Here is a 25,449-nt window from a genome sequence, read left to right as displayed (position 1 = left end):
ACCGGCCCCTGACGGCGTTCTCAGCGCGCCGGCTCCGGCCCGGCGAGACGCACGGCGAGAGCCAGCGCGCCGATGACCGGCGGCACGACGAAGCACCAGCTGCCCAGCCGCACGAACAGCAGCGCGGCGGCGCCGCAGCCGAGCGCAAAGGCGAGCACGTTGATGGCCATCTGCATGAGCCGCGCCGGCGGCGACGCCTGGCCCTTGTCGCCGACATAGATCCTGTCGGCGAGGTCGATCATCACCTGCGTGGTGGTGCCGGTCATCAGGGTCGAGGGCGGCGAACTCGGCAGATGGATCCGGTGCACGGCATTCTGGATTGCCATCGCCGCGACCAGCACCATGCCGGTGATGATTGCCTCGCGGCTGTCGCCATTGTGGAACGGGCCGAAATGGATGGCGAGCACGGCGCCGAGGACGAGCAGCACCAGCTTGACGCCGATCAGGATCTCGAAGGCGCGTGACCACCGCCGCGACAGCAACGTGCCGGTCAGCCGCGTCGCGATCACGACCACGCAGAACACCGGCAGCGCCAGCAGCTTGGCTATCGCGCCCGAGGTCCCGAGCGCCAGCGCCGCGCCGAACGTCACGAAGTTGCCGGTAACATGCGCCGTGAACAGGCCCTGCAGCGCCAGGAACCCGGCGGTGTCGACATAGCCGGCATTGACGCTGAGCAGCAGCGGCACCACGTTGCGGGACTCGAATTGCGACATGTCGTCCTACTTTCGTTGCTCAGAGCGCGTATTTCAATTCGATGCCAATGTAGTCGGAGTCATGGCCGCCAGCGCGGCGCAGCGTCTGGCCGATCTCATAGTGCACGGCTTCCAACGCTCCGGTGAGGTTGGCGTTGAAGCGATAGTCGGCGCGCAACTGCGCATAGACGCCGGACCACGAGCTGCCCTGCCCCGCGGTGCCGGCGACCGCGACATTGGGCTGGACGTAGATCGCGTCCGCATCGGTCACGCGCCATTGCAGGCCGATCGCGGCCATGAATGACAGCGCGGCGGTCGGCTTCACCGTCAGCGACGGCTTGAGATGGATCAGGTTGGTGTAGCCGGTGAAGCCGGCCAGCGTGAAGTAATAGCCGTTCGGGAACAGCGGATTGAACGTCTCGATCCTGTTGTCGCCGGGATGGCGGTCGCCGGAGGCGCCGTCGACCTGAAGGCCGATGCGCGGCTGCCAGGCGAGGTCGGCGAAGGTGTAGCCGGCGCGGGCGCCGGCGCCCCAGGCGCGGATCTGCTTCGCCCCGACCGAGCCCGCCTGCCCCATCGCCTCGAGATCCCAGTCGAAGCCCGCGAGCTTGCCGGCGAAGCGGATATCCAGCACGTGGCGCTGCTCGAGGCCGGCTGCGTCGAGGAAGCGCGCACTGTCGCGCTGATAGTAGGAATAATACGACGACAGCTCGTTGGTGCCGAGCACCTGGCGCTCGACGCGGAAGGTGTGGAACAGGAACGATCCGTTCGACGTGTCGTCGAACGGACGCACCAGATTATATTGCACCGGCTGGCTGACGAAGCCGATGAAGCGCCATGGGCCGCTTTCCCAGTCGGCCCACAGCGCATCGAAGGACTGGCGCACGTTCGGTCCGTCGCGCGACGACACGAAGCGCTGCAGGTCGAAGTCGAAATCCTGCCGCCCGACCCGGGCCTTGAACGTGCCGCTGTCCGTCGCATTGACATAGGCGAGGAAGGCGAGCCGGAGGTCGAGCGGGTCCTGGTCGACGGACGTGATCTTGGCCTTGCCGAAGGCTCTGATGTCCTCGAGCTGGACGAACAGCTGCCAGTGCTCATTGAGATGTGCGTCGGCATGGATCTGCAGCCGTTGCAGGACATGCTGATCGGGTCTCGTTCCACCGATGCCGAAGCTCGCGGCATCCAGGCTCTCGAACCGCTCGCGCAGGTTCATGCCGAACGAGACATAGCTCTGCGGCACGCCGGTGTGCAGCGGGATGTACTTGATGGGATCGAACGGCCCTGTGCGCAGCGCCGGATCGGCCAGCACCGACCAATCCTCCTGCCAGCGGTTGGTGCGGATGGCGGGACGTGTGGCGGTGTCCTCCGCGAGTGCCGCGCCGCATGACGCAGCGACTATCACAACCGCTGCCGCCGTCCCCGTCAGTGCCCAACCGATTCGCACGCGCGTCCTCATCGTTGAGTGCGCCTACTTTACCAGCGCATGAATCTCCGCGACATAGCCGCCGGGAAACTGCACCACCGCCTGCTCGCGCCTGTCCGAGTTGAACGGCTCGACCAGCACAGTGGCGCCTACTGCTTTTGCCTTGTCCAGGGTCGCCTTGAGATCAGTCACCTCGTAGCCGGTCGTCTCGCGTCCGAACGGATACGGCAGATGGCCGTCGGTGACGAGCACGGTCATGCGGCCGAACACCGACGCGATGCGGATGCGCCGATAGTGATCATTCGGGCGGCCGATCTCGACGCCGGGCGCCTTGGCATCGTCGGAGACAACCTTGCCCTTCGAGAAACGCAGGAAGGCGCGGGTGAAGGCCTCGGCGCGATCGGGCGAGACATAGACGCGGTTGTCGGGAACGGTCTGGAACGCAGTGTAGGACGGCTTGGTCGTGTGCCAGTACAGCTGCATGTTGACGCCGCCCGGCCATTGGATCACGGCATCACGTCCGATCGGATCGGGGAATGGCGCGACCAGCACGTCGGCGCCGGCGGCCTTGGCCGCCTCGATCGCCGCGTCCAGATCGGTGACCAGATAGCCGGTGCGTTCGGCCCCGAACGGATACGGAATTCCGGTCTTGAAGCCGAACAGCGAGACCGTGCCGACTGGCGTCTGCAACAGCTGCGAGGTCGTGCTGCTCGGAGCAGGCGTCACCGTCGCAACCACCTGCTTGGTGCTCTGGCCGCCGAAGGTGGCGAGGAAGCTGGTGGCGAACTTCTCGACGTCGTCCGGCGCGACATAGACATGCGTGGTGTCGTATTGCGCGCCCACGCCGATCAGCGGCGGCGCGTCCTTGGCGAGCGCGGGGGCGGCGAGCAGCGTGGTGGCGATGACGGCGCCGAGCAGATGACAGGAACGGACCATGACGACCTCGAATGAGCAGATGTGGATCAAGCGCGGTGCGTGCGCCAGGAGATGATCGAGACGAGCACGAGGCCGGCGATCAGGCCGAGATGCTCGAAGAAGGCGTTCAGCGCCATGAACCGGTCATGGCCGGACATGTGCCAGAAATCATTGGCGGCGAGCATCGCAACGAGCGTGAGCACGCCGAGCGCGCCGGCGCCGAGCCAAACGAACCGGTTCGCGATGACGAGCACCGAGCCGATCAGCTCGACGGCGATCGCGGCCGCCGCCCACAGCGCCGCCGGCTCCAGGCCGAAATGCGCCTGCTCGGCAATCGCGCTTGGGAAGTCCATGAACTTCTGGACGCCGCCGATCAGATAGGCTGAAACCAGCGCGACCCGCGCCGCGTGCCACAGCCAGCGCCAGTCGAGCACCGCGGCGATCGGCCGTGGCGTGTCGGACATCCCCGCCATCTCAGACCGCCCAGCAGGCGCAGCCGAGCGCACCCCAGAAGCTCTTGAGATCGGAGACCGGCAGGCTGGAGGACCAAGCCCGCGCGTGGTCATGGCCGTGCACGCCGCATCCGCTGGCGCAGCCGCACATCTGCATCGCCTGGGCGCGGATGCCGCCGTGATCGTCCTTCTCCAGCCAGGCGCCGTAGCCGCCGAAGCGGCGCACCGGCGACCACTCCGGCATGGCCGGCGGCGGAGCCGCGTCGTCCAGCGGCTTGAACGCGGCGGCGGCGTAGACGATGCGGCCACCCACCATGGTGAGGTCGCTGGTGATATCGGCGATCTCGGCCTCCGCACAGGAGAAGAAGTCGCGATCCGGCACGATCAAATCGGCGAACTGCCCGACCGCAATGCGGCCCTTCCTGCCTTCTTCGTTGGAGAACCAGGTGACGTTCTCGGTCCACATCCTGAGCGCGGTCTCGCGATCGAGGCAGTTGCGCTGCGGATACAGCCGCAGGCCACCGACGGTGCGGCCGGTCACCAGCCACGACAGCGACACCCAGGGGTTATAGGAAGCGACGCGGGTCGCGTCGGTGCCGGCGGAGACCTTGACGCCCTTGTCGAGGATCTTCTTCACCGGCGGCGTCGCCTCGGCCGCGCCGAAGCCGTAGCGCTCGACGAAGTACTCGCCCTGATAGGCCATGCGGTGCTGCACGGCGATGCCGCCGCCGAGCGCCGCGATGCGGTCGATCGATTGGTCCGAGATCGTTTCGGCATGGTCGAAGAACCAGTGCAGACCCTCGAGCGGCGTATCCTGGTTGACTTTCTCGAACACGTCGAGCGCGCGCGAGATGGTCTCGTCATAGGTCGCGTGCAGCCGCCACGGCCACTTGTTCTGGACCAGGATGCGCACGACCTCCTCGAGCTCGCCTTCCATCTCGGCCGGCATGTCCGGCCGCGGTACGCGAAAATCCTCGAAATCGGCGGCAGAGAACACCAGCATCTCGCCGGCGCCGTTGTGGCGGAAATAGTCGTTGCCCTGCTTGTAGGTCGAGCTCTGCGTCCAGCGCAGGAAGTCGTCTCTCTCGCCCTTTGGCTTCTGGGTAAACAGATTGTAGGCGAGTCGGATCGTGAGCTCGCCGTCATCGGCCAGCTTCTGGATCACGGCGTAGTCGTCCGGATAGTTCTGGAAGCCGCCGCCGGCATCGATCGCACCGGTGACGCCGAGCCGGTTCAGCTCGCGCATGAAGTGCCGCGTCGAGTTGAGCTGATAGTCGAACGGCAGCTTTGGACCCTTGGCCAGCGTCGCGTAGAGGATCGCGGCGTTCGGCTGGGCGAGCAGCAGGCCGGTCGGATTGCCCTGTGCGTCACGCGCGATCTCGCCGCCTGGCGGCTGCGGCGTATCCTTGTCGTAGCCGACGGCACGCAGCGCGGCGCCGTTCAGGATGGCGCGGTCGTACAGATGCAGCAGGAACACGGGCGTGTCGGGCGCGACGGCGTTGAGCTCGTCAATCGTCGGCAGGCGCTTTTCGGTGAACTGATGCTCGGTGAAGCCGCCGACCACGCGCACCCATTGCGGCGGCGGTGTGATGGCGACCTGGGCCTTGAGCATCGCCATCGCGTCCGCGAGCGAGCGCACGCCGTCCCAGCGCAGCTCCATGTTGAAGTTGAGCCCGCCGCGGATGATGTGCAGGTGATTGTCGATCAGCCCCGGCAGCACGCGACGGCCCTTGAGATCGATGATCTTCGTTCGGGGACCGGCGAGCTTCATCACGTCCTGCTCGTGGCCGACCGCGGTGAAGGCGCCGTCCTTGATCGCCACCGCGCTCGCCGTGGGATTGGACCGATCGAGCGTCGTGAACAGGCCGTGATGGAGGATGAGATCGGGGTAATCGCTCATGAGGCCTTCTCATTCTGCACAGTAGAATTGGTCGTCTCTGCCCGGCCGTGGTGGCCAGGCAGCAGGCCGAAGATGTGCGTGGCGCAGGCCGCCTTCTGCCACGCGGCAGCAAGCGTGGTCCCGTTCAGGAGCTGCTTGCCCACGGGGATCACCTGCTCTCCGACGAGGATGCCGAGCAGGCCGACCAGCGCCACCAATGGCGGCGCCGGCGAGCGGACCTGAAGCAGGCTGTAGATCACGCCGACCAGCAGCCCTGCCCCGAGCGAAAACAGATAGATCTTCATCGTTCGTCCCGGGACTACTTGGCCCCGCCCTCCGAGGCGTGCTCTCCAAGCGCCCATTTGGAGAAGCGGATCTGGATGCCGTAGGGCGAATGCGCCTTCAGGATCTCCATCATGCCGTCATAGGTCTCGGCACGCGCCCAGTCCTGCTGCAGCTCGAAGGCGAACTGGCACGAGGTGATCGGCACCGCGCCGGCCTGCACCGCGCGGTCCATCGCCCTGTTGTGCGCCTCGAGCGACAGGTCGCCGCAGGCATCGGCCGGGATGTAGATCTCATAGCCTTCGCGCAGCATGTCGAGCGTCGGGAACAGCACACAGGCCTCGGTCCAGAGTCCCGCGATGATGAACTTCTTGCGACCGGTGGCAGCGACCTGCTTGCGGAAGCCGGCATCGAGCCAGGAGTTCATCGCCGTGCGGTCGACGATGTCGTGCTCTGGAAACATCTCGGTCACCTCCGGCATGAAGGGACCGGAGAACGAGTCCTTGGCGACCGTGGTGAGCACGGTCGGAATCTTGAAGAGCTTGGCCGCCTTGGCGACGATCTGGATGTTGTTGAACACGCCGAGGCGGTCATGAGACTGCACGCCCTGATACATCGCGGGCTGATAGTCGATCAGCGCCACGGCGCAGTTCTGCGGGGTCAGCATTTCGAGCTTGGACACGAGGTTCTCCTTGAAGGGTCGAATCGATCAGGTGAGAGAAGCTCGCGGCGCCAGCGTGGTTGGCGCGAAACGCCGCCACGAGAAGACACCGAAAGCAATGAACAGAGCGAGCGTGACGAGCTGAGCTGCGGCGAACGGCGGCTCGCTCTGCGTCGGCGCCAGGACATTGAGCACGCCGATCTTCTGGAACGACTGCACGATCGCGACGAAGACGTTGAGATAGAGCGAGAGCAGCGCGGTGACGACGTAGACCCGTCGCCACCATCCCGACAGCGCGAACGCATAGAGTGCGGCGCTGGCCGCAATCAACAGCGCGAGCAGGATGATGCCGATGATGCGCGGCGGGTCGAGACCGAACGGCGGCAGCGGAAAGCCGGTCACGCCGGTGAGGAAGGTCGTGACCAGGAACAGCGCCGCCCAGGCCGCCAGATGGCGGCCTGCCAGCATGCCGGCGAGCATGACGAGCCCGGTCGCGATTCCGATCAGGCTCAGCACCACGTGGATCTGAAGAAACAGGGCCGTCGGAATTCCCCAGGTCATGCAAGCCTCCTCTGATCAGCCCTTGATGAAGGTCAGCAGGTCGGCGTTGATGGTCTCCGCCTCCGTGGTCGGCATGCCGTGCGGAAAGCCCTTGTAGGTCTTCAGCACGCCGTTCTTCAGCAGCCTGGCCGACAGCGGCGCGGAATCCGCGTAAGGCACGATCTGGTCGTCCTCGCTGTGCATGACCAGCACCGGCAAGGTGATCTTCTTGAGATCCTCGGTGAAATCGGTCTGCGAGAAGGCGACGACGCCGTCGTAGTGCGCCTTGGCGCTGCCCATCATGCCCTGCCGCCACCAGTTCTGGATCACGGCCTCGGACGGCTTGGCGCCGGGCTTGTTGTAGCCGTAGAACGGCCCAGCGGCGACGTCGCGATAGAATTCCGCGCGGCGCGTGGCGACCTGGGTCTGAAAGTCGTCGAACACCGACTTCGGCAGCCCGCCCGGATTGGCCGCGGTCTGCAGCATCAGCGGCGGCACCGCGGCGATGATGGCAGCCTTGGCCGCGCGGCTCTCGCCATGGCGCGCGAGGTAATGCACCACCTCGCCGCCGCCCGTGGAATGGCCGACATGGATCGCGCGCTTGAGATCGAGATGCGCGGTCAAGGCCGCGAGATCGTCGGCATAGTGGTCCATGTCGTGACCGTCGGCGACCTGGGCCGAACGACCATGGCCGCGGCGATCATGGGCGATGACGCGAAAGCCGTGATTGAGGAAAAACAGCATCTGCGCATCCCAATCATCCGCTGACAGCGGCCAGCCATGGCTGAACACGATCGGCTGGCCGGAGCCCCAATCCTTGTAGTAAAGCTCTGTGCCGTCATTGGTTTTCAGAACGGGCATGATTTTCTCCTGCGCGCCAGCCATGCGGTCGCACCAACGAATTTCGTGTCGCGATCGCCAATACCCGGTGCTATGCAATCTCATGTGCATCTGCACAATGACCCGAGGAGGCCAAAGCACTGGCCCCAGAAGGCCAAGGGATGGCTCAGCAGATTCGAACCACATCGTCGTCCTGGATGCGCGGCGTCGCGACGACGCTGAACGAGCAAGGTCTGGATGCGGCTGCGCTGTTCGCCGACGTAGGCCTGTCGATCGACGATCTCGACGATTGCGATCGCCGCTGGCCGACCGAGGCGCTGAGCCGGTTGTGGGTGCTGGCGGCCGAGCGTTCGGGCAATCCGGACATCGGGCTGGCAAAGCTCGATGCGCCGCGACCTGACAACTATGGCGTCGCCGGCTATGCCATGATGTCGAGCCCCACGCTCCTCGCCGGGCTGACGCGACTGATCCGCTACATGTGCCTGGTGAGCGACGCGGTGACCATCACGCTCGAGCAGGGCAATGGCGGCCGTTGGGTGCGGACCGACGTGTTCGGCGGTGAATGCCCGATTCCGCGGCAGCGCTATGACTACGGCGTCGTCAATCTGCTCAATCTATGCCGGTGGATGCTGGATCGTCCGCTGACGCCGCTCGCCACGCGTTTCTCGCATGCGGTGCCGCTATCGATCGCGTGCTACAACAGGGCGTTCCAATCCCCACTCGAATTCGACGCGCCATTCAACGGCTTCCTGGTGTCGGATCAGGATCTCGCCTGCAAGCTGACGACCTCGGCGCCCGAGCTTTCGGCAATCCACGATCGGATCGCCGACGAGGCGCTGGAGCGTCTGGTCAAGGCCGACACTGCGTATCGCGCCCGCGCCGCGATCGTCAGGCTGCTGCCCGACGGCAGCCCGCTGCGCTCGGCCATCGCAGCCGAGCTGGGCTTGAGCGACCGAACCTTCCAGCGCCGGCTGGCGGACGAAGGCCTCTCCTTCAGCGATCTCGTCGACGATGTCAGGCGCGAGCTCGCCCAGCGCCATCTCGCCGATTTCCGCATGACGCTCACCGACATCGGCTATCTGCTCGGCTATGCCGACCAGAGCACCTTCTTCCGCGCATCCAATCGCTGGTTCGGCGAATCACCGGGCGAATACCGCTCGCGGCTGATGGAGGGCGTGCGGCGGGAAGTCGCTGTCGCGCGCGGACCATGATCCGCCGGCGGGAGACGGCTTCAGACGCGTTCTTCAGAACATCCCGTTGGGATTGGCCGACTGCTCGGGAACGGGCTGAACCGAATCCCAATGCTCCTCGATCTTGCCGTCCTTGAGACGGAAGATGTCGACGATGGCGTTGCCGCGCGTGCCGGGCTCGCGGACGGCGTGAACGCGCAGCACGACGAAGTCGCCGTCGACATGCACCTGCGTGATCCTGCTGTGCGACTGTGGAAATTTGGCCTTCAGAAATTCGATGAACTTGCGAAATCCCTCCGGGCCGTCCTCGGCATTCGGATTGTGCTGGATGTAGGTGCCGAGATATTTCGACGCCGCCTCGAAATCCTTGCGATTGAGGCCCTGCTCATAGAAGTCGAGCACGATCGCCTTGTTGCGCTCCTCCTGGGCCGAATAGGCCCGCTGAGCCAGCACCGGTGTTGCGACCGTGGCGAACAGCACCGCGGCCACCGCGGCGAAACGCGTCATCATTCCGTCATCTCCCCCGGGGCGCAGACATGATGCAGCCGTTGCCCACCCCAGCTATTTCGGCTGTCGCCAGCTAAGCGGACTTCCCACGGGAAGTGACCTCAAAGATGAGTGACCTCAATAATAGCGGTGGAGATGATGCACCGGGCCGTGGCCGCGTCCGACCGTGAAGCGATCGGCAGCCGCGATCGCGCCGGAGATGAAGGCCTTGGCGTTGCGTACGGCCGCCTCGAGGCTCTCCCCCTTCGCCAGCCCTGCGGCCACGGCCGACGACAGCGAACACCCCGTGCCGTGGGTGTTCGTCGTGTCGATGCGCGGCGACGGCAATGGGATGCTGGTTGCTGATGTGATCAGGTAATCGGTGCTGTCGGCGCCCTGCCCGTGGCCGCCCTTGATCAGCACGGCCGGACAGCCGAGCGCGAGCAGCCGGCGGCCTTGCGCGGCGATCGCCTCGTCCGAGGTCGCGACCGGCTCGTCGAGCAGCGCGGCCGCCTCGGGCAGGTTCGGCGTGATCAGCGACGCCCGCGGGATCAGCCCGCGGCGCAGCGCGTCGATCGCATCCTCCGGCAACAGCCGGGCGCCCGAGGTTGCGACCATCACCGGATCGAGCACCACGTGCCGCGGCCGCCAGCGCGCGAGGCTTGCCGCAATGGCGTCGGCAATCGGCGCCTGCGCCACCATGCCGATCTTGACCGCGCCGACCGCGAGGTCATCGAACACCGCATCGATCTGCGCGGCGACGAAATCGGGCGGCACCAGATGCACCCCGGTCACGCCCCTGGTGTTCTGGGCGGTCAGCGCCGTCAGCACCGAGGCGCCATAGACGCCGAGCGCCGCGAAGGTCTTGAGGTCGGCCTGGATACCGGCTCCCCCGGAGGAATCCGAACCGGCGATGGTAAGTGCGACGGGGGTGCTCATGCCCCCTTCCTAGCGCGGGCCGGCCGCGCCCGGCAAGCAGGCCGGCCCACCGGAGAAAGCGTATCGACTTCGTCGGAAAACGCTATATTGAGGCGAAAGATGCCTTCCGGAGACAGCCCGCAATGGTTCCCTTCTTCGTCCAGATCAAGTGCAAGCTTGGCCAGTCCTACACGGTCGCCAATGCGCTGGCGGAAGCCGAGATCGCCTCCGAGATCTACTCGACGGCGGGAAATTACGACCTGCTGGTGAAGTTCTACGTCGACAATGCCACCGACATCGGCCACTTCGTGAATGAGAAGGTCCAGATCCTGCCCGGCATTCAGGACACCCACACCATCATCACGTTCAAGGCCTTCGGCGCCACCTGACGAGGCGCGCTTTCTCACCCGGCGCGGCCTGCCCGTCGGGCGCCTGCCTCAACACCTGCCTCACGACAAAGGCGCCCGTCGTGACCGACGGGCGCCGAGGTCCTGAAAATGAGTCAAGCATGGTTTCGTCATGAAAGACGGTGGCGGCCGGAGACCGTTGTCCGCCAATTCGCACCAGTGGGCCGGAAAGCCGGACCTTTCGATCGTGAGGGGCAATGGGGGGACCGTCGAACGGCCCGGCTTTCCCTTCGGCAACTTGGCGACAGGCGTTCTATAGCGGGTACGCGGAGCACCGGGTCAAGGCGGGCGGCCGATCCGATACGGTCGATCAAGAAGTTGAGACGAAAACTCAAGAATGACTGCGGCGCCGCGTGAAGAGTGAGATCAAAGCCGTTTCGTCCCTGCTGCCGAGCTACGGCTTTTGCGCCGAGCAGATGGACACCGAGGCGAACATTGCGGCGTGGCGCGAGGCCACGTCGACGTTCTTCGAGGTCGACCAGCTCGCGGCCGGCGAGGCCGCTCCGTTCAGAGCGGACGTGCTGTCCTATGCGCTGGGCTCCGTGCTGCTGGGATCGGCCCGTGCGAGCGGCCAGCGGTTCCGGCGATCGGCCGAAACCGTCGCCCGCAGCGGCGTGGATCACATCATCCTGCAGCTCTACGTGAACGGCAGCTATGAGGGCGTCGCGGGCGCCTCGCCGATCCGGGTCGAGGCCGGCGACCTCTGCGTGCTCGATCTCGCCCAGACACTCGAAACGCGCGCGACACCGTTCGAGAACGTCACGTTGGTGGTGCCGCGTCCGATGTTCGATGCGCGCCTGCTGCAGGTCGACGACCTGCACGGCCTGGTGCTGCCGCGCAGCGGCGCGCTGGCGCCGCTGTTGGCGCGGCATTTCGGCGCGCTGCTCGACTGTGCACCGCGCATGAGTTTCGACGAGTGCCAGGCCGCGGTCGAGGGCACGATCGCGCTGATCTCGGCGTGCCTGCGCGGCGAGCTCGAACGCCGCGATGCCGACCGCAGCGTGACGCCGGACGCCTCGCTGCTCCGCGTCCGCCAATATATCGAAGCGCGGCTGTCGAGCCCTGAACTCAGCGCCGACGCGGTGGCGCTGCATTTCGGGATGTCTCGCGCGTCGCTCTATCGCCTGTTCGCGCCGATCGGCGGCATCGCCGACTACATCCGCAGCCGCCGCCTGCACCGCGCATTCTTCGATCTCGCCGGGACGGGATCGCGGACGCAGCGCATCAGCGAGGTCGCGCGGCGCTGGCAGCTCGGGACCGATGCGCATTTCACGCGGCTGTTCAAGGCCGCCTACGGCATCACGCCGAGCGCCGCGCGCGAGGCCGCCATGCTGGGCTCGCCACGCCTGCCGGTCGACGCGGACGCCGAAACCGCCTCGCCGCTCAGCCGTTGGATGCGAGGGATAGCAGCGCCCCGGACCGGGGAATGAGCGCGACGACGGCCGCCGAGTGCGGGTCGTCGTCCTCGGATGCGTCGTCCTCAGATGCGTCTTCGGCCGGCTGCGGCTCGTCGGCATCGGACGCAGCGCGCGCGATCTCCAGATGCTGCTCGAGCTGCTCGACCGGCATCGGCCGGCCCAGCAGATAGCCCTGCGCAAAGTTGACGCCGAGCGCGCGAAGTTGCACCAGCTGCTCTTCGGTCTCGACGCCTTCGGCGGTGATCTGGATGCCAAGCCCCCGCGCCAGCGTCACGACCGAGGAGATGACGGCGGCACTTTCGTCGCGCACGCTCAGATTGGCGACGAAGGACTTGTCGATCTTGATCTTGTTGAACGGGAACGCCGTCAGCGAACGCAGCGACGAATAGCCGGTGCCGAAATCGTCGAGCGCCAGCGAGATGCCGAGGCCCTTCAGCCGGTCGATGAAGCTCTCGTTCTCGGCCGCGCGCTCCAGCAGCACCGACTCCGTGATCTCGATCTCGAGACGCTTCGGATCGAGGCCGGACCTCGCGAGCGCCGACTGGATGACGTCGAACAGTTCGGCCTGCTTGAACTGGACGGGCGACAGATTGACGGCGATCTTGACGTCGTCCGGCCATGCGGTGGCGTCGTCGCAGGCGCGCCCGATGATCCATTCGCCGAGCGGCACGATCAGGCCGGTCGACTCCGCAAGCGGGATGAACTTGTCCGGCGGCACCAGCCCCTTGACCGGATGACGCCAGCGCACCAGCGCCTCGACGCCGCGGCGCTCGCGTGTCTCGGCGTCGTAGAACGGCTGATAGTGCACCTCGAACTGGCACTGCGCGATGGCGTCGCGCAGATCACCCTCGAGCGTGTTGCGCGCCTCGAGCTCGGCCGACATCGCATCGTCATAGAGCGTGTAGCAGCTGCGGCCGGCGGATTTCGAGCGATAGAGCGCGAGGTCGGCCTTCTTGAGCAGGTGCTCCTGGTCGCGGCCGTGCTGGGGCGCGAGCGAGATGCCGATGCTGGTGCCGATCTCGACCCGTTGCCCGCCGAGCTGGAACGGCTCGGCGATCAGCTTGGTGATGCGCTGCGCAAGCTCGATCGCGGCGGCGCGCTGGTCGGCGGATCCGGCCTGGATCAGGGCGAACTCGTCGCCGCCGAGCCGGGCCAGCACGTCCTCGTCGCGCAGCTGCGATCTCAGCCGCTGAGCGACCTGCACCAGCAGTTCGTCGCCGGCGCCATGGCCGAGCGAGTCGTTGACGTTCTTGAAGCGGTCGAGGTCGAGCAGGAAGACGGTGAAGCGGCCGCTCTTCTCGTCGTTGATGCGCTCCATTTCCTCGAGGAAGAAGGCGCGGTTCGCAAGGCCCGTCAGCGCGTCGGTCTGCGCCAGCTCGAGCACGCGGCGATTGGCGAGCGCGAGCTGCAGGGCGTTGCGGCTCGACAGCGCGAGATACACGGCGAGGAAGATCGTCGTCGCCATGCCGGCCGCATACAGCGCCAGCGCGCGGTTGTGGCTCGCCATCAGGCTGCCACCGGCGGGCGCCGCCTGGAACACCCAGTCGGCATCGCCGATGCGCAAGGTCGTCGACCAGATGCTGGGGTCCGCGGGCCAGCGCTGCGGGTCCACGCCGGAGGCGTTGATCACGCGCTCGGGCGGCAGAAGGTTGATCGCGAGCGCCGGGCTGTTGGGATTGTTCGCGCGCACCGACTGCAACAGCGTCGGCAGGTCGAACACGCCGATGATGAAGCCGCTGAGATTGCGGCGGCGGTCGGCGACCGTCGTGCGCGACGTCCCCTTGGCGTAGACGGGGATGCCGATCATCACGGCGTTGTTGCGCTCGTTCTGATTGATCAGGTTCTGACGCGTGCGCAATGCGCCGATCACGTCGTAGTCGCGCGACTGCTCCAGCACGGCGCGATGGTCGGGAATGCTCCAATAATCGAGACCGTAGACCGGCGAGGTCTTCGCCTCGGTGGAGAAGTAGACCGGATAATATTCGTCGCTCTCCGGCGCGACCGTGCCGTCGGGATAGGACTTGATGCGAAAGGCGGGAACGCCATCGGTGATCGCCGCCGCCTCGTATTCGCCGCGCTCCTTGCGCTTGATCCGCGGCAGCCACGCCAAGCGCAGCATGCCGCGATGCGCCTCGAACAGGCGCGCGCTGAAGGTCTGGTACTCGCTGCGGGTGATGTCGTCGTTGGCGGATTCGAAGCGGGTGCGCAGCGCGGTCAGCCGGCTGACATATTCGTTGACACCGTTCTGGACCAGGATCGCCTGAGCTTCGGCCACGCCTTCGAAATCTGTCCGCGCCAGCCGGTTTTCCCAGCGTCCCACGGCAACCGTCCCGACGACCGACAGCACGACGCCGACGCATGCCGCGATGATCGCAGGGCGATAAAGCCGGTATCGCGATAGCGACGCGCGCAGCCTCTCGCGCCCGCTACCGCTGCGAGCATCATCCTTTTCCTGCAGCGTCGGTGCGCTGTACTCTTCAACCTGCAATATGGCCCCCGCCAAACGGCTGCCCCTCACCACGATGCGGCCGATGCTGGCCGCGGTAAGTTAAGGACGGTCAAAGATGATCCGTCGTGGCGTACCAGAAACCGGGCTTGGTTAACGGCTGACTGTTGAGGGCCGCCCAAAACGCGATCAAGCGCGGGCCACGTCTTTAGCGAGGTCTTCATTCAACACGCCTAGACTGAGTTGTCATCAAGCGTACTCGTGCATCGAAGATCGCAATGAACTGGTTTTCAAGCCTTCGGATCTCCATCGTTCTCGCCCTGATCGCCGGCGTGCTCCCGCCCGGGTCTGCGCGCGCCGACGAGCTCGGCGTCACCAACGACTCCATCATGTTCGGCCAGGTGGCGGCGCTGGAGGGCCCGTCGGCCGCGCTGGGCCAGGCGGCGCGCCAGGGACTGCTGGCGGCCTTCAACGAGCTCAACGCCAAGGGCGGTGTCTACGGCCGCAGGCTCAAGCTGGCGAGCCGCAATGACGGCTACGACCCCGATCGTTCGGTCGTCGAGACCATCAAGCTGATCTACGAGGACAAGGTGTTCGCGCTGATCGGCGCCGTCGGCACCCCGACCGCGATGGCCACCGCGCCGATCGCGGCGTCGAACGACGTCCCCTTCATCGGGCCGATCTCGGGCGCCGAATTCCTGCGGGCGCCCGAATTCCAGAACGTCGTGAACATCCGCGCAAGCTACGCGGCCGAGGCCGAAGCCACGATCAAGCATCTCACCGAAGAGCTTCACCTCACCCGCATCGCCATCTTCTATCAGGATGACTCGTTCGGCCGCGACGTGCTGGCCGGCGTGAAGACGCATCTCGATCGCCGCGGCCTCGAGCTCGCGGCCGAAGGCACGTTCGAGCGCAACACGCGCGCGGTCGGCGCGGCGCTCAAGGTCATCCGGCGCGCGGAGCCGGAAGCGGTGATCCTGGTCGGCACCTACGGCCCGTGCGCCGAGTTCATCAAGATGGCGCATCGCAGCGGCTTCAACCCGACGTTCTCGGCGGTGTCCTTTGTCGGCGGCAATGCCCTTGCAAAGGAGCTCGGTCCGGAGGGACGCGGCGTCATCGTCTCCGAGGTGGTCCCGTTTCCGTGGGACACCGACCTCCGCGTCGTCGCCGACTACCAGGCCGCGATGAAGACGCTCGATCCGAGCCAGACGCCGGATTTCATCGGGCTCGAGGGCTACATCACCGGCCGCCTGGTGGCCCGCGCCCTGGCGATGACCGGGCCGAACCCGACCCGCGCCGAGCTGCTCCGCATCATCAACGAGGTCGGCCAGTTCGACATCGGCGGACTGGTGGTCAGCTTCGGCAACGCGCGCAAGGAGAATCCACCGCCGGTATCGCTGACGGTGATCCAGAGCGACGGCAGCTTCAAGCCGATCTGACCTGCGTGCGCGCGCTCGCCGAACTGATCAGCTTGCCGGCTTCTTCGGCTTCGGCGGGCCTTCAACCGGCGGCAGCGATTTCAGATAGACCGCCATCGCCTTGCGATCCTCGGGCGTGAGCTGCGAGGTGTTGCGGATCACCCGCGCCATCGAGCCGCCGGCGCTGTCGCCGTCGGGCAGCTGTCCGGTCTCGAGGAAATAGCTGATGTCGCTCTCGCTCCAGTCCGCCAGGCCCTTCTGGGTGATGTTCGGCACGAAGCCCTGACCTTCCGGATCCGGCCCACCCGCCAGACGCTGCGCCGAAACGATGCCGCCGAGCGCGTTGCGCGGGCTGTGGCACTCGGCGCAATGGCCGAGCGTATTGACCAGATAGGCGCCGCGATTCCACTCCGCCGGGCGCGCGGCGTTGGCGGCAAACGGCCTGTCGTCGAAGAACAGTAGCTTCCAGACCCCAACGGTGCGACGGATGTTGAACGGGAATGGCATGTCGTGCGCGCGCGAGGCGCCGGCGACCGGCGGCAGCGTCTTCATGTAGGCGAAGAGATCGCGGACGTCGTCGATCTTCGCCGCCGCGTAGGAGGGATAGGGAAACGCCGGGTAGTAGTGGCTGCCGTCCGGCGACACGCCCCTCACCACCGCATTGACGAACTCGGCCTCGCTCCAGCGCCCGATACCGTCAGTGGGATCGGGCGAGATGTTGGGCGCATAGAAGGTACCGAACGGCGAGCTCAGCGGCAGACCGCCGCCGAGCTTCAGTCGATCCGGCTGGTTCGGCACCGCGTGACAGGACGCGCAGCCACCGATGTTGAACATTTCCTGCCCGTTGGCGAGATCCGGCGCGCGCGTCGCCGCTGCGAGCGTGATCGTCGACGGCTGGGTCAGCCACCAGAACACCGCCAGGCCGGCGGCGCCGAGCACGCAGAGAGCAAGCAGGAGGCGGCGTAGCATGGTGGCTCCGTCACAGCAGGAGGATATCGTCGGCCCGGCGATCATCACCGGAGCTCGGCGGCGCCGTGATACGTCAGGACGCCCGCGCGGCGCAAACAAACGGGGGCGGACGCCATGTCGCGTCCGCCCCCGTTTATGGCTGGTCAGATCAACTGTTCTTGAGACGGAAGGTCTCGTGACAACCGCCACATTCCTTGCCGATGCCCGGCGCGGTCGCCTTCAGGCTGTCGAGATCCTTGATCTTGGCCTTGGCCTCGGTGACGACCTTGCCGAAGGTCTCGATCTTGGCCTTGAAGCCGGCCTGGTCTTCCCAGATCTTCGGCGACGGACCGTAGTCGCCTTCGAACTTGGCGCCCTTCAGGCTCGCCGGATACATCGTCGGCAGCTTCTTGGCGGTCTCCTCGAGCTGCGCCAGAGCGGCATTGACGGCGGCCTGATCATACGGCTTCTCGCCCTTGACCATCGCGATCAGGACACCGCCGAGGTTCTTGGCGTTGGCCTTCATCGTGTCCTGGCTATGCTTGACCAGATCCTGCTGTGCCATCACGGCGCCGGCCCCTAGCAGCAAAGCTGCGACAGCCACGACAGTCCGCTTCATCAATTCGCTCCTTTGTTGTCACAATCCCGTCCAGCCCACCTGGACGGGTCGCTTGGTTGGTCAACCCCTCAGCCGGCGGGTTATTCCGGAATTGAGGCGGATATCGGAGGAGATCCGGAGGGAGAGTACTCAGAGACTATGACGGCGATGCTGCTCCCGGATCGCGATCCAGACGCGCTCCGGGGTCGCCGGCATGTCGATGTGATCGATCTTGTACTCGCGCCAGAGGGCTTCGACGATCGCGTTGACGACGGCCGGACAGGAGCCAATCGCGCCCGCTTCGCCGGCGCCCTTGACGCCCATCGGATTGGTCTTGCAGGGCACGTTGTGGGTCTCGAAGGTGAAGGACGGCGCGTCGGCGGCGCGCGGCAGCGCGTAGTCCATGAAGCTGCCGGTGACGAGCTGAGCGTCGGAGTTGCTGTAGACCACCTGCTCCATCAGCGCCTGACCGATGCCCTGCACCGCACCGCCATGCACCTGGCCGGCCAGCAGCAGCGGATTCAGCGTCACGCCGAAATCGTCGACGATGACGTAGTTGACGATCTTGATGATGCCGGTCGCCGGATCGATCTCGACCTCGGCCACATGCGTGCCGTTCGGATAGGTGCCATCGGCGCTGGCGAAGGTGGCGCTGCCGTTGAGCTTGGCGGGATCTGTGCCCGGACGCTTGGCGAGATCGGCGAACGAGATCGCGCGGTCGGTGCCGGCGACGCGGATCACGCCGTCGGCGATCTCGAGATCGCCGAGGCCGGCTTCGAGTGCTTCCGCCGCGATCTGCTTGAGCTTGTCGCCGAGCTCATGGGTGGCGCGCTGCACGCTGACGCCGCCGGAGGGAATCGAGGCCGAGCCGCCGGTGCCGAGGCCGGTCGCGATTTCGGCCGTGTCGCCCTGGTGGATGTGCACGCGCTCCGGCGGCAGGCCGAACTGCTCGGCGACGATCTGGGCGTAGGCGGTCTGGTGGCCCTGCCCGCTCGACTGCGTGCCGATCAGGATGGTGACGTCGCCGTTGGGATCGAGCCGCACATTCGCGGTCTCCTCGCCCATGGTGCCGCAGACCTCGACATAGCTCGCGAGCCCGATGCCGCGGATCAGCCCGTGCTTCTTCGCAGCCTTGGCGCGCTTCGGAAACTCCTTCCACTGCGCGATCTCCATCGCCCGCTTGAGGTGCGCGTTGAAGTCGCCGGAATCATAGACCTTGCCGGTCGCGGTCTTGTAGGGCAGCGCGCGCGGCGGAATGAAGTTCTTGCGCCTGATCGCATCGACGCTCATGTCGAGCTTGCGCGCGCAGGCATCGACCAGGCGCTCGATGACATACGCTGCCTCGGGGCGGCCCGCGCCGCGATAGGCGTCGACCGGAACGGTGTGGGTGAAGATCGTGCGCACCCGGCAGTGGAAGGCCTGGATGTCGTAGAGGCCCGGCAGCATGCCGGCGCCGCCGTGCGGGATGTAGGGCGCGAAGGTCGAGAGATAGGCGCCCATGTCGCCCATCAGGTCGACGTCCATGGCGAGGAACTTGCCGTCCTCGGCCAGCGCCATCTTCGCCGTGGTGACGTTGTCGCGGCCCTGCGCGTCGCCCATGAAATGCTCGGAGCGGTCGGCGGCCCAGCGCACCGACTTGCGCAGCCGCTGCGCGGCGACCGCGAGCAGCGCATACTCCCGGTAGGGAAACAATTTTGTGCCGAAGCCGCCGCCGACGTCGGGGCAGATCACCCGCATCTTCTCGGTCGGGATCTTCAGCACGTTCTGGCAGAGGATGTCGCGCAGCCGGTGGCTGCCCTGGCTGCCCGCCGTCAGGGTCAGATGATCGCGCTTGGTGTCGTATTCGCACACCGCGGCGCGCGTCTCCATGAAGCTCGCCACCACGCGCGGATTGACGATGCGGATCTCGGCCACCGCATGCGCTTTCGCGAAGGCCGCCTCGGTCGCGGACTTGTCACCGATCGAAACGTCGAACAGCACGTTGCCCTTGTGTTCGGCCCACACCTGCGGCGCATCCGGCTTGATCGCGTTCACGACGCCGGTCACGGCCGGCAGCGTCGTCCACTCGACCTTGATCGCCTCCAGCGCGTCGCGCGCGTGATCCAGCGTATCGGCGACGACGAAGGCGATGGCATCGCCGACGTGGCGCACCTCGTTCTTGGCGAGGATCGGATAAGGCGGCGCGGTGAACGGATCGGTCTCGAGATTGAACAGGCAGGGCAGTCCACCGAGCTCCGCGGTGTCGGCGGCGGTCAGGATCAGCGCCACGCCCGGCAAGAGCCGCGCCTGGGTGACATCGAGGGTGAATTTGGCATGGGCATGCGGCGAGCGCAGCACCAGCGCATGCAAGGCGGCAGCCGGCGCCAGATCATCGGTATAGCGGCCCTTGCCGCGAATCAGCGCGTCGTCCTCTTTCCGGAGAACGCTTTGTCCGACGCCGAACTTGATAGGAGCTGCCATCTGGTTTCACTTCCCGCTTGCATTGTCGCGACTATTGGACGGCATATTGCAGCGGAACGAAGACTCGCGCAAACGCCATATGGCCGCCCCTGGACCCACGCGCGGTCAACTCTCGGCAGGCATGCCAGCAAACGATGCTGCAGCGCAAACGTCAGCGCCGCACCAGCGCCTTGAGCCAGCGCGGGCCGAACAGCACCAGAATGGCGCCGGCATAAATGACGGCCCCCGCCACGATCAACAGGCCGAGAACGGCTTCGTCCTGCAAGCGGCCGAGCGAAGCGAGATGGGCCGATGCCACCAACGCTGTCGCCCACAGCGCCGCCGCGAGCACCACGCCGGTTCCGGCAAATTTCAGCAGCGACATGGTGAGCCGCCGATCGAAGCGCAGATAGCCCTTGTGCACGGCGAAGCCGAGCACGAGCAGCAGGTTGATCCAGGCGCCGACGGCCGTCGCCAGCGCGAGGCCGACCTGGGCGAGCGAGCCCATCAGCAGGACCTTCAGCACGACGTTGGCGGTCAGCCCGGTGAGCGAGGCCTTCACCGGCGTGGCGGTGTCCTTGCGCGCGTAGAAGGTCGAGACCGCGCTGCGGATCATCACGAACGGAATGAGGCCGACGGCATAGGCGGCGAGCGTCGCACCCGCCGCCGCGGCATCGCCCTTGGTGAAGGCGCCGCGCGCGAACATCGCCCGCGTGATGACGTCGGGCACCGCGAGGAAGGCGGCGACGAACGGCACTGAGAACAGCAAGGTGAACTCGAAGGCGCGGCGCTGCTGCTCCATGGCCCCTTCATGATCGTTCGCCGTCAGCCGCCGCGACATTTCCGGCAGCAACACGGTGCCGATGGCGATGCCGATGACGCCGATCGGCAGCTGGTTGAGGCGGTCGGCATAATACAGCGCCGAGATCGCGCCGGCGGGGAGGAACGTCGCGATGATGGTGTCGGCGAACATCGCGACCTGCGTGCCCATCGAGCCGAGCGTTGCGGGCCCCAGCGCCTTGAAGAAGGCGCGGATGTCGTCGTCGAGCTTGAGCGGCGCAAAGCGCGGCAACCCGCCATGACGGGCAAGATCGCCGGCGAGCAGGAAATATTGCAGGAAGCCCGAGATCAGCACACCCCAGGCCGCGGCATGACCGACGCCGGGGAAGAACGCCGCCAGCGCCAAGGTCGCCATCATCGCGAGATTGAGGAAGATCGACGCCGCCGCCGCGCTGGCGAAACGCTGCATCACGTTGAGCATGCCGCCATACAGCGTCACCAGCGTGATCAGCAGCAGATAGGGAAAGGTGATCCGCGTCAGCGTGATCGCCAGGTCCCGCTGCGCCGGATCGTCGGTGAAGCCGGGCGCCAGGATCGTCATCGCCTGCGGCATGAACACCCAGGCGAGGATCAGCAGCACGATCTGCGAGGCCAGCAGCAGGGTGAAGATGCGGTCGGCAAACAGGCTCGCCGAGGCCGGCCCCTTCTCGCCATGGACATGCGCATAGGCCGGCACGAAGGCCGCGTTGAACGCCCCCTCGGCGAAGATCGCCCGGAAATGATTCGGCAGCCGGAACGCAATGAAGAAGGCGTCCGCGACCGGCCCGGCGCCGAGAATCGCCGCCAGCATGATGTCGCGGGCAAAGCCGGTGAGGCGCGACAGCAGCGTATAGCCGCCGACGGTGAAGATACGTCCGAGCATGGGGGGCTTCTAGAGCATTGGGGGGCGGGTTTGAAGCGGAGAACGCGGGCGATGCCTGCTTGGGGGTAAATTGTGGCGACCCGGTCGCGGCCCCCTCTCCCGACTTGCGGCCAGCGCCAGCACATATCGTCTCGGATCTTGCGCTCCGCCGGCTGGCAAGCATGCTCGGGCCGATGTCCGACCTCCGGTTCGCGGACACTTGAGACATGTCAAATGGGTCATGTCCCGACCAAGGTAGGCATGCAATGTGGCGTTGTTAGAAGCTTGGTTCCCAGAGTGAGCTACTCAACTCTCGCATGGTTCTTTGTAGCGGCAATTGCCGTTCACAACGCCGAAGAGGCCGTTTGGTTGCCGGGATGGTCGGCAACGGCTGGGAGATGGCACCATACCGTAGGAAGCAGTGAGTTTCGGTTTGCGTTGGCGGTGTTGACGCTGGTGGCAGCGGTCGCGGCCGTTCTCGCGAATTTGCAGGGCAAGCAAAGTCTCGGATCCTACTTGTTGTGTGGCTACGCACTGGCCATGCTGCTGAACGTCGCCGTCCCGCATGTTCTGTCGACACTGGCGATGCGCCGCTATGCGCCGGGGACTGCAACTGCAGTGCTCATCAATTTGCCGGTCACCGCCACGCTGCTGCGAACGGCGTTGGCGGAGGGCTACATTGACAGCGGCACGTTCGTTTGGGCCGGACCGCTGGTCGTGATTGCCATCGTTGCCCTCATCCCTGTTCTCTTCAGAGCTGGCCGAGTGATCAACGGTTCGCAGTAGCCAACGATCTCTCGCTCAGCCCGTAGGGCCGATTAGTACTCCGGATGTCGATGCGCTCATCGGGGCGAGGCTTGCTGCGAGCACGCAACTCACCACCGTCATTGCGAGGAGCGTCAGCGACGAAGCAATCCAGAGTCGCACCCGGGGCTCTGGATTGCTTCCGCCGTCGCCCTTCGGGCTATGGCGGACAAGTCGCTTCGCTCGCAATGACGATGAGTGTGTCGATGCGGCGTCAGCACGAACAACACCGGAGAAGGAGCGAGACGCGCGCCAAGCACTCCACTGTCATCCCGGACAAGCCGGCCGACGCAAAGCGGCGGCGGGCGCTGATCCGGGATCCATACGCCGTGCGGCCGATGGTGCGCGTGGATCGGGCCGCCTGCCCGTTTCAGAGATCACGCGGTATGGGTCCCGGCGTTCGCCGGGACGACAGTGTGATTTGGGGCTGCCAACGGGGCAGATCGCCCGCCGGCGCTGTGAGCCGCGCCGCAGCAAGCGGCGTGACGTCAAGGATGCGTAAGGCCTCAGGCCCGGACTGCGCCGCGGACGACGTCGATGATGCGCCCTTGCGTCGGCTCGTCGAGATAGGCGTGCATCGGCAGGCTGATGACATCGCTGGACAGCTGCTCGCTGACCGGCAGGCCGCCATCGGCGCTCGGGAAGATGCGGTAGGCGGTCTGCTGATGCATCGATTTCGGATAGTAGATCGCGGTCGGGATGCCCTGCGCCTTCAGCGCGGCAGCAAAAGTGTCGCGGTCGACGCCCTTGGGCAGGCGGATGGTGTATTGCGCCCAGACCGAGGTGCAGCCGTCGACGAGGCGCGGCACCTTCACGACGTCGGCCAGCGCCGCGGTGTAGCGCTCGGCAACCGCGTTGCGCGCGGCGATCTCGTCCTCGAAGATCCTGAGCTTCTCGATCAGCACCGCGGCCTGGATGGTGTCGAGCCGCGCGGTGAGGCCGAGGCGGACATTGTCGTATTTGTCGCTGCCGCCACCATGGGCGCGCACGCTGCGCAGGCGCTCCAGCAGGCCGGCATCGTCGGTGAGGATGGCGCCGCCGTCGCCGAAGCAGCCGAGCGGCTTGGCCGGATAGAAGCTGGTGGCGGTCGCGAGCCCGAAGGTGCCGATGCGGCGGCCCTTGTAGCTGGCGCCAAAACCTTGGGCGGCGTCGTCGAGCACGAACAGGCCTTCGGCTTGCGCGATCGCGGCGATCGAATCGTGGTCGGCGCTCTGCCCGAACAGGTCGACCGGGATCACAGCCTTCGGCTTCAGGCCGAGCCGCTTCGCGGTGGCGATGCCGCGGCGGAGCGAGGCCGGATCGATGTTGAAGGTGTCCTCCAGCACGTCGACGAACACCGGCGTGGCGCCGGTCAGCGCCACCGCTTCGCCGGTGGCGCAGAAGGTGAAGGACGGGCACAGCACCGCGTCGCCGGGGCCAATACCCTGGGCCATCAGCACCATCAGCAGCGCGTCGGTGCCGCTGGAGCAGCTCACGGCGTATTTGGCGCCGCAGAATTCAGCCAGCTCCTTCTCGAGCTGGATGATTTCGGGGCCGCCGAGAAACTGGCAATGCGCGAGCACGCGGGCGACGGCGTCATCGAGCGACTTGCCGAGCCGCTGGCGCTGCGCGGCGGTGTCGATGAACGGAATGGGCTGATGACGCAGGTGCTGGTTCATGAGCTCTGACACATGTTCGCAAACGGAAATGAGGATGAAGCGAAGGCCGGGCCGGCTAGCCGGCCGCGCGCAGCTTGGTGGCGGCGGCCTCGGCCGGGCGATGGCTCGAGGTTTCCAGGCACTGCGTGGCGATCGCCAGACTCGCGACGCCCTCGTCGCCGGTGACGGCGGGCGACGTGCCCGAGCGCACCGCATGCAGGAACGCGATCAGCTCGGCGCGCAGCGGCTCGTCATGGCCGACCGGCAGATGGCGCATCGAGTAGCTGCCGTCCGGCTTGAAGCCGAAGCATTCGGTAACCTGGCGGGTGAGCAGGTCGCCCATGATGTACTTGCCGCGCGTCGCCACGGTGACGTTGCGCGCCTTGAACGGCGTCAGCCAGTTGGTGTTGATGTGGGCCAGCACGCCCGAGGCGGTGCGGAACTGCAGAAGCGCGATGTCCTCGCGCTCGGCCACCGCGCTGGAGAGTTGCGGCTGCACCTCGATGATGTCGGACTCGGTGAACCAGCGGATCAGGTCGATGTCGTGCACGGCGAGGTCGATGACGACGCCGACATTGGACATGCGCGGCGGGAACGGGCCGACGCGGGTGATCGCGATCGACAGGATGTCCTCGCCCGCGATCGCCTTCTTGATCGCGGCAACCGCCGGATTGAAGCGCTCGACATGGCCGATCATCAGGGTGACGCCGGCGCGGTGCGCGGCCGAGACGATCTCCTTGCCTTCCTCGACCGTGGAGGCGATCGGCTTCTCGACGAGCAGATGCACCTTGCGGGAGATGCAGGCGAGCGCGAGCTCGTGATGCAGATGGGTCGGCGCGGCGATCGTCACGGCGTCGACGCCCTCGGCGACGAGCTCATCGAGCGTCTCGAAGGTCGGGCAGTTAGCAAGCTCGGTGACGCGGCTGCGATGCGCCGGCAGCGGATCGACGACGCCGACGAGGTGCACGTCGGGCAGACCGGCGAGCACGCGGGCATGATTGCTGCCCATCACGCCGGCTCCGATCACGCCGACTCGCAGCGCCTGCCTCAGCTCGGCCTTGTGGCCCGCCCCCTTGGAACTCATGTCATCGACCCCATCAATGTCCCCGGATTGCGACGTCACGGATTGGCCGCAACGGTTAACGAACGGCAAATCACCGGTCGAAGCTCTCCTAGCATGCCGCTTGAAGCGAGGCGAATGCGGAAACCTTTTTCAGGACACGATTTGATTCAGAAAGTTACATCGGGTGCGGACGAAAAGCGCTGTCTTTTGAACGGCGTGCACGATGCCCTTCACGTGTGGCGAGCGCCCTGCTCACGCGTCACGACAGGCCGCGAAGGTCACGGTCGATGCGTCTTCACGCCTGCGTGTTGG

General features: G+C 66.2%; 23 protein-coding genes. 5 read left to right on the top strand and 18 right to left on the bottom strand.

Annotated elements, in window-relative coordinates; all coding sequences use genetic code 11:
* Nucleotides 1-20: 20 nt before the first annotated feature.
* The 9 genes from QX073_RS09950 to QX073_RS09910 are packed head-to-tail and all read right to left on the bottom strand — an operon-like array spanning nt 21 to nt 7,705.
* Entirely contained in the window at nt 21-713 is a 693-nt protein-coding gene (locus QX073_RS09950; protein WP_315753197.1) for a YoaK family protein, read from the bottom strand.
* Between the two features lie 19 nt (nt 714-732).
* On the bottom strand, nt 733-2,148 hold the full coding sequence (locus tag QX073_RS09945; protein WP_316225691.1) for an alginate export family protein: 1,416 nt from the start codon (nt 2,146-2,148) through the stop codon (nt 733-735).
* Between the two features lie 12 nt (nt 2,149-2,160).
* The gene (locus QX073_RS09940) at nt 2,161-3,051 is read right to left on the bottom strand and encodes a glyoxalase (RefSeq protein ID WP_316225690.1); all 891 of its coding nucleotides are present in this window, start codon (nt 3,049-3,051) and stop codon (nt 2,161-2,163) included.
* A gap of 26 nt (nt 3,052-3,077) precedes the next feature.
* On the bottom strand, nt 3,078-3,503 hold the full coding sequence (locus tag QX073_RS09935) for a DoxX family protein (RefSeq protein ID WP_315753200.1): 426 nt from the start codon (nt 3,501-3,503) through the stop codon (nt 3,078-3,080).
* Between the two features lies 1 nt (nt 3,504).
* Nucleotides 3,505-5,382, bottom strand: coding sequence for an amidohydrolase (locus QX073_RS09930; protein ID WP_316225689.1), 1,878 nt, complete (start codon nt 5,380-5,382; stop codon nt 3,505-3,507).
* Nucleotides 5,379-5,666 (bottom strand): XapX domain-containing protein, encoded by a 288-nt coding sequence (locus QX073_RS09925; RefSeq protein ID WP_315712754.1) that lies wholly within the window; start codon nt 5,664-5,666, stop codon nt 5,379-5,381. The genes QX073_RS09930 and QX073_RS09925 overlap by 4 nt, the downstream gene beginning before the upstream one ends.
* A gap of 14 nt (nt 5,667-5,680) precedes the next feature.
* Entirely contained in the window at nt 5,681-6,325 is a 645-nt protein-coding gene (locus QX073_RS09920; RefSeq protein ID WP_315828191.1) for a hydrolase, read from the bottom strand.
* 27 nt (nt 6,326-6,352) lie between these two features.
* The gene (locus QX073_RS09915; RefSeq protein WP_315753202.1) at nt 6,353-6,865 is read right to left on the bottom strand and encodes a hypothetical protein; all 513 of its coding nucleotides are present in this window, start codon (nt 6,863-6,865) and stop codon (nt 6,353-6,355) included.
* A 15-nt stretch (nt 6,866-6,880) separates the two neighbouring features.
* Nucleotides 6,881-7,705, bottom strand: coding sequence for an alpha/beta hydrolase (locus tag QX073_RS09910; protein WP_316169679.1), 825 nt, complete (start codon nt 7,703-7,705; stop codon nt 6,881-6,883).
* Between the two features lie 140 nt (nt 7,706-7,845).
* On the opposite strand from QX073_RS09910, the gene QX073_RS09905 reads away from it, so the two are divergent.
* Complete coding sequence (locus QX073_RS09905; protein ID WP_315712759.1) at nt 7,846-8,895, top strand: AraC family transcriptional regulator; 1,050 nt, start codon at nt 7,846-7,848, stop codon at nt 8,893-8,895.
* Between the two features lie 33 nt (nt 8,896-8,928).
* Here QX073_RS09905 and QX073_RS09900 read toward each other — a convergent pair whose 3' ends face one another.
* Together QX073_RS09900 and thiD are read right to left on the bottom strand one after the other, a co-directional pair.
* Nucleotides 8,929-9,384 carry an ester cyclase gene (locus tag QX073_RS09900; protein WP_409977945.1) on the bottom strand — a complete coding sequence of 152 codons (456 nt, stop codon included), beginning with the start codon at nt 9,382-9,384 and terminating at the stop codon, nt 8,929-8,931.
* A 114-nt stretch (nt 9,385-9,498) separates the two neighbouring features.
* Nucleotides 9,499-10,299, bottom strand: a complete 801-nt coding sequence (gene thiD / locus QX073_RS09895; RefSeq protein WP_315712760.1) for a bifunctional hydroxymethylpyrimidine kinase/phosphomethylpyrimidine kinase — start codon at nt 10,297-10,299, stop codon at nt 9,499-9,501.
* 122 nt (nt 10,300-10,421) lie between these two features.
* Here thiD and QX073_RS09890 point away from each other — a divergent pair, with 122 nt between their 5' ends.
* Nucleotides 10,422-10,667: an Lrp/AsnC ligand binding domain-containing protein gene (locus tag QX073_RS09890; protein ID WP_315712762.1), complete on the top strand. Its 246-nt coding sequence runs from the start codon at nt 10,422-10,424 to the stop codon at nt 10,665-10,667.
* Between the two features lie 383 nt (nt 10,668-11,050).
* Complete coding sequence (locus QX073_RS09885) at nt 11,051-12,115, top strand: helix-turn-helix domain-containing protein (protein WP_315753295.1); 1,065 nt, start codon at nt 11,051-11,053, stop codon at nt 12,113-12,115.
* Here the strand turns inward: QX073_RS09885 and QX073_RS09880 are convergent.
* A complete protein-coding gene (locus QX073_RS09880) occupies nt 12,069-14,591 on the bottom strand; it encodes an EAL domain-containing protein (RefSeq protein ID WP_315712764.1) in 2,523 nt (840 codons plus the stop codon). The two genes, QX073_RS09885 and QX073_RS09880, sit on opposite strands and share 47 nt — an antisense overlap.
* 236 nt (nt 14,592-14,827) lie before the next feature.
* Here QX073_RS09880 and QX073_RS09875 point away from each other — a divergent pair, with 236 nt between their 5' ends.
* Entirely contained in the window at nt 14,828-15,988 is a 1,161-nt protein-coding gene (locus tag QX073_RS09875; protein WP_315753207.1) for an ABC transporter substrate-binding protein, read from the top strand.
* 27 nt (nt 15,989-16,015) lie between these two features.
* Here the strand turns inward: QX073_RS09875 and QX073_RS09870 are convergent, their stop codons facing one another.
* The 4 genes from QX073_RS09870 to murJ form a co-directional block, all read right to left on the bottom strand.
* Complete coding sequence (locus tag QX073_RS09870; protein WP_315712767.1) at nt 16,016-16,936, bottom strand: cytochrome c; 921 nt, start codon at nt 16,934-16,936, stop codon at nt 16,016-16,018.
* Nucleotides 16,937-17,084: 148 nt separating this feature from the next.
* Nucleotides 17,085-17,534 (bottom strand): cytochrome c, encoded by a 450-nt coding sequence (locus QX073_RS09865; RefSeq protein WP_315753208.1) that lies wholly within the window; start codon nt 17,532-17,534, stop codon nt 17,085-17,087.
* Nucleotides 17,535-17,663: 129 nt separating this feature from the next.
* Complete coding sequence (locus tag QX073_RS09860) at nt 17,664-19,973, bottom strand: xanthine dehydrogenase family protein molybdopterin-binding subunit (RefSeq protein WP_316225688.1); 2,310 nt, start codon at nt 19,971-19,973, stop codon at nt 17,664-17,666.
* Nucleotides 19,974-20,124: 151 nt separating this feature from the next.
* Nucleotides 20,125-21,654 carry a murein biosynthesis integral membrane protein MurJ gene (gene murJ / locus QX073_RS09855; RefSeq protein ID WP_316225687.1) on the bottom strand — a complete coding sequence of 510 codons (1,530 nt, stop codon included), beginning with the start codon at nt 21,652-21,654 and terminating at the stop codon, nt 20,125-20,127.
* Between the two features lie 276 nt (nt 21,655-21,930).
* Here murJ and QX073_RS09850 point away from each other — a divergent pair, with 276 nt between their 5' ends.
* On the top strand, nt 21,931-22,419 hold the full coding sequence (locus QX073_RS09850) for an HXXEE domain-containing protein (RefSeq protein ID WP_315712773.1): 489 nt from the start codon (nt 21,931-21,933) through the stop codon (nt 22,417-22,419).
* Between the two features lie 524 nt (nt 22,420-22,943).
* On the opposite strand, the gene QX073_RS09845 is transcribed toward QX073_RS09850, so the two are convergent.
* Complete coding sequence (locus QX073_RS09845) at nt 22,944-24,095, bottom strand: DegT/DnrJ/EryC1/StrS family aminotransferase (RefSeq protein WP_316225686.1); 1,152 nt, start codon at nt 24,093-24,095, stop codon at nt 22,944-22,946.
* A gap of 55 nt (nt 24,096-24,150) precedes the next feature.
* A complete protein-coding gene (locus QX073_RS09840; RefSeq protein WP_316225685.1) occupies nt 24,151-25,158 on the bottom strand; it encodes a Gfo/Idh/MocA family oxidoreductase in 1,008 nt (335 codons plus the stop codon).
* Between the last annotated feature and the right edge of the window lie 291 nt (nt 25,159-25,449).

The sequence above is a fragment of the Bradyrhizobium sp. SZCCHNS3052 genome (genome assembly GCF_032484495.1).
Lineage (GTDB): Bacteria > Pseudomonadota > Alphaproteobacteria > Rhizobiales > Xanthobacteraceae > Bradyrhizobium.
The sequence above is the reverse complement of the archived record's forward strand: the minus strand, read 5'-3'. Positions and strand labels throughout refer to the sequence as shown.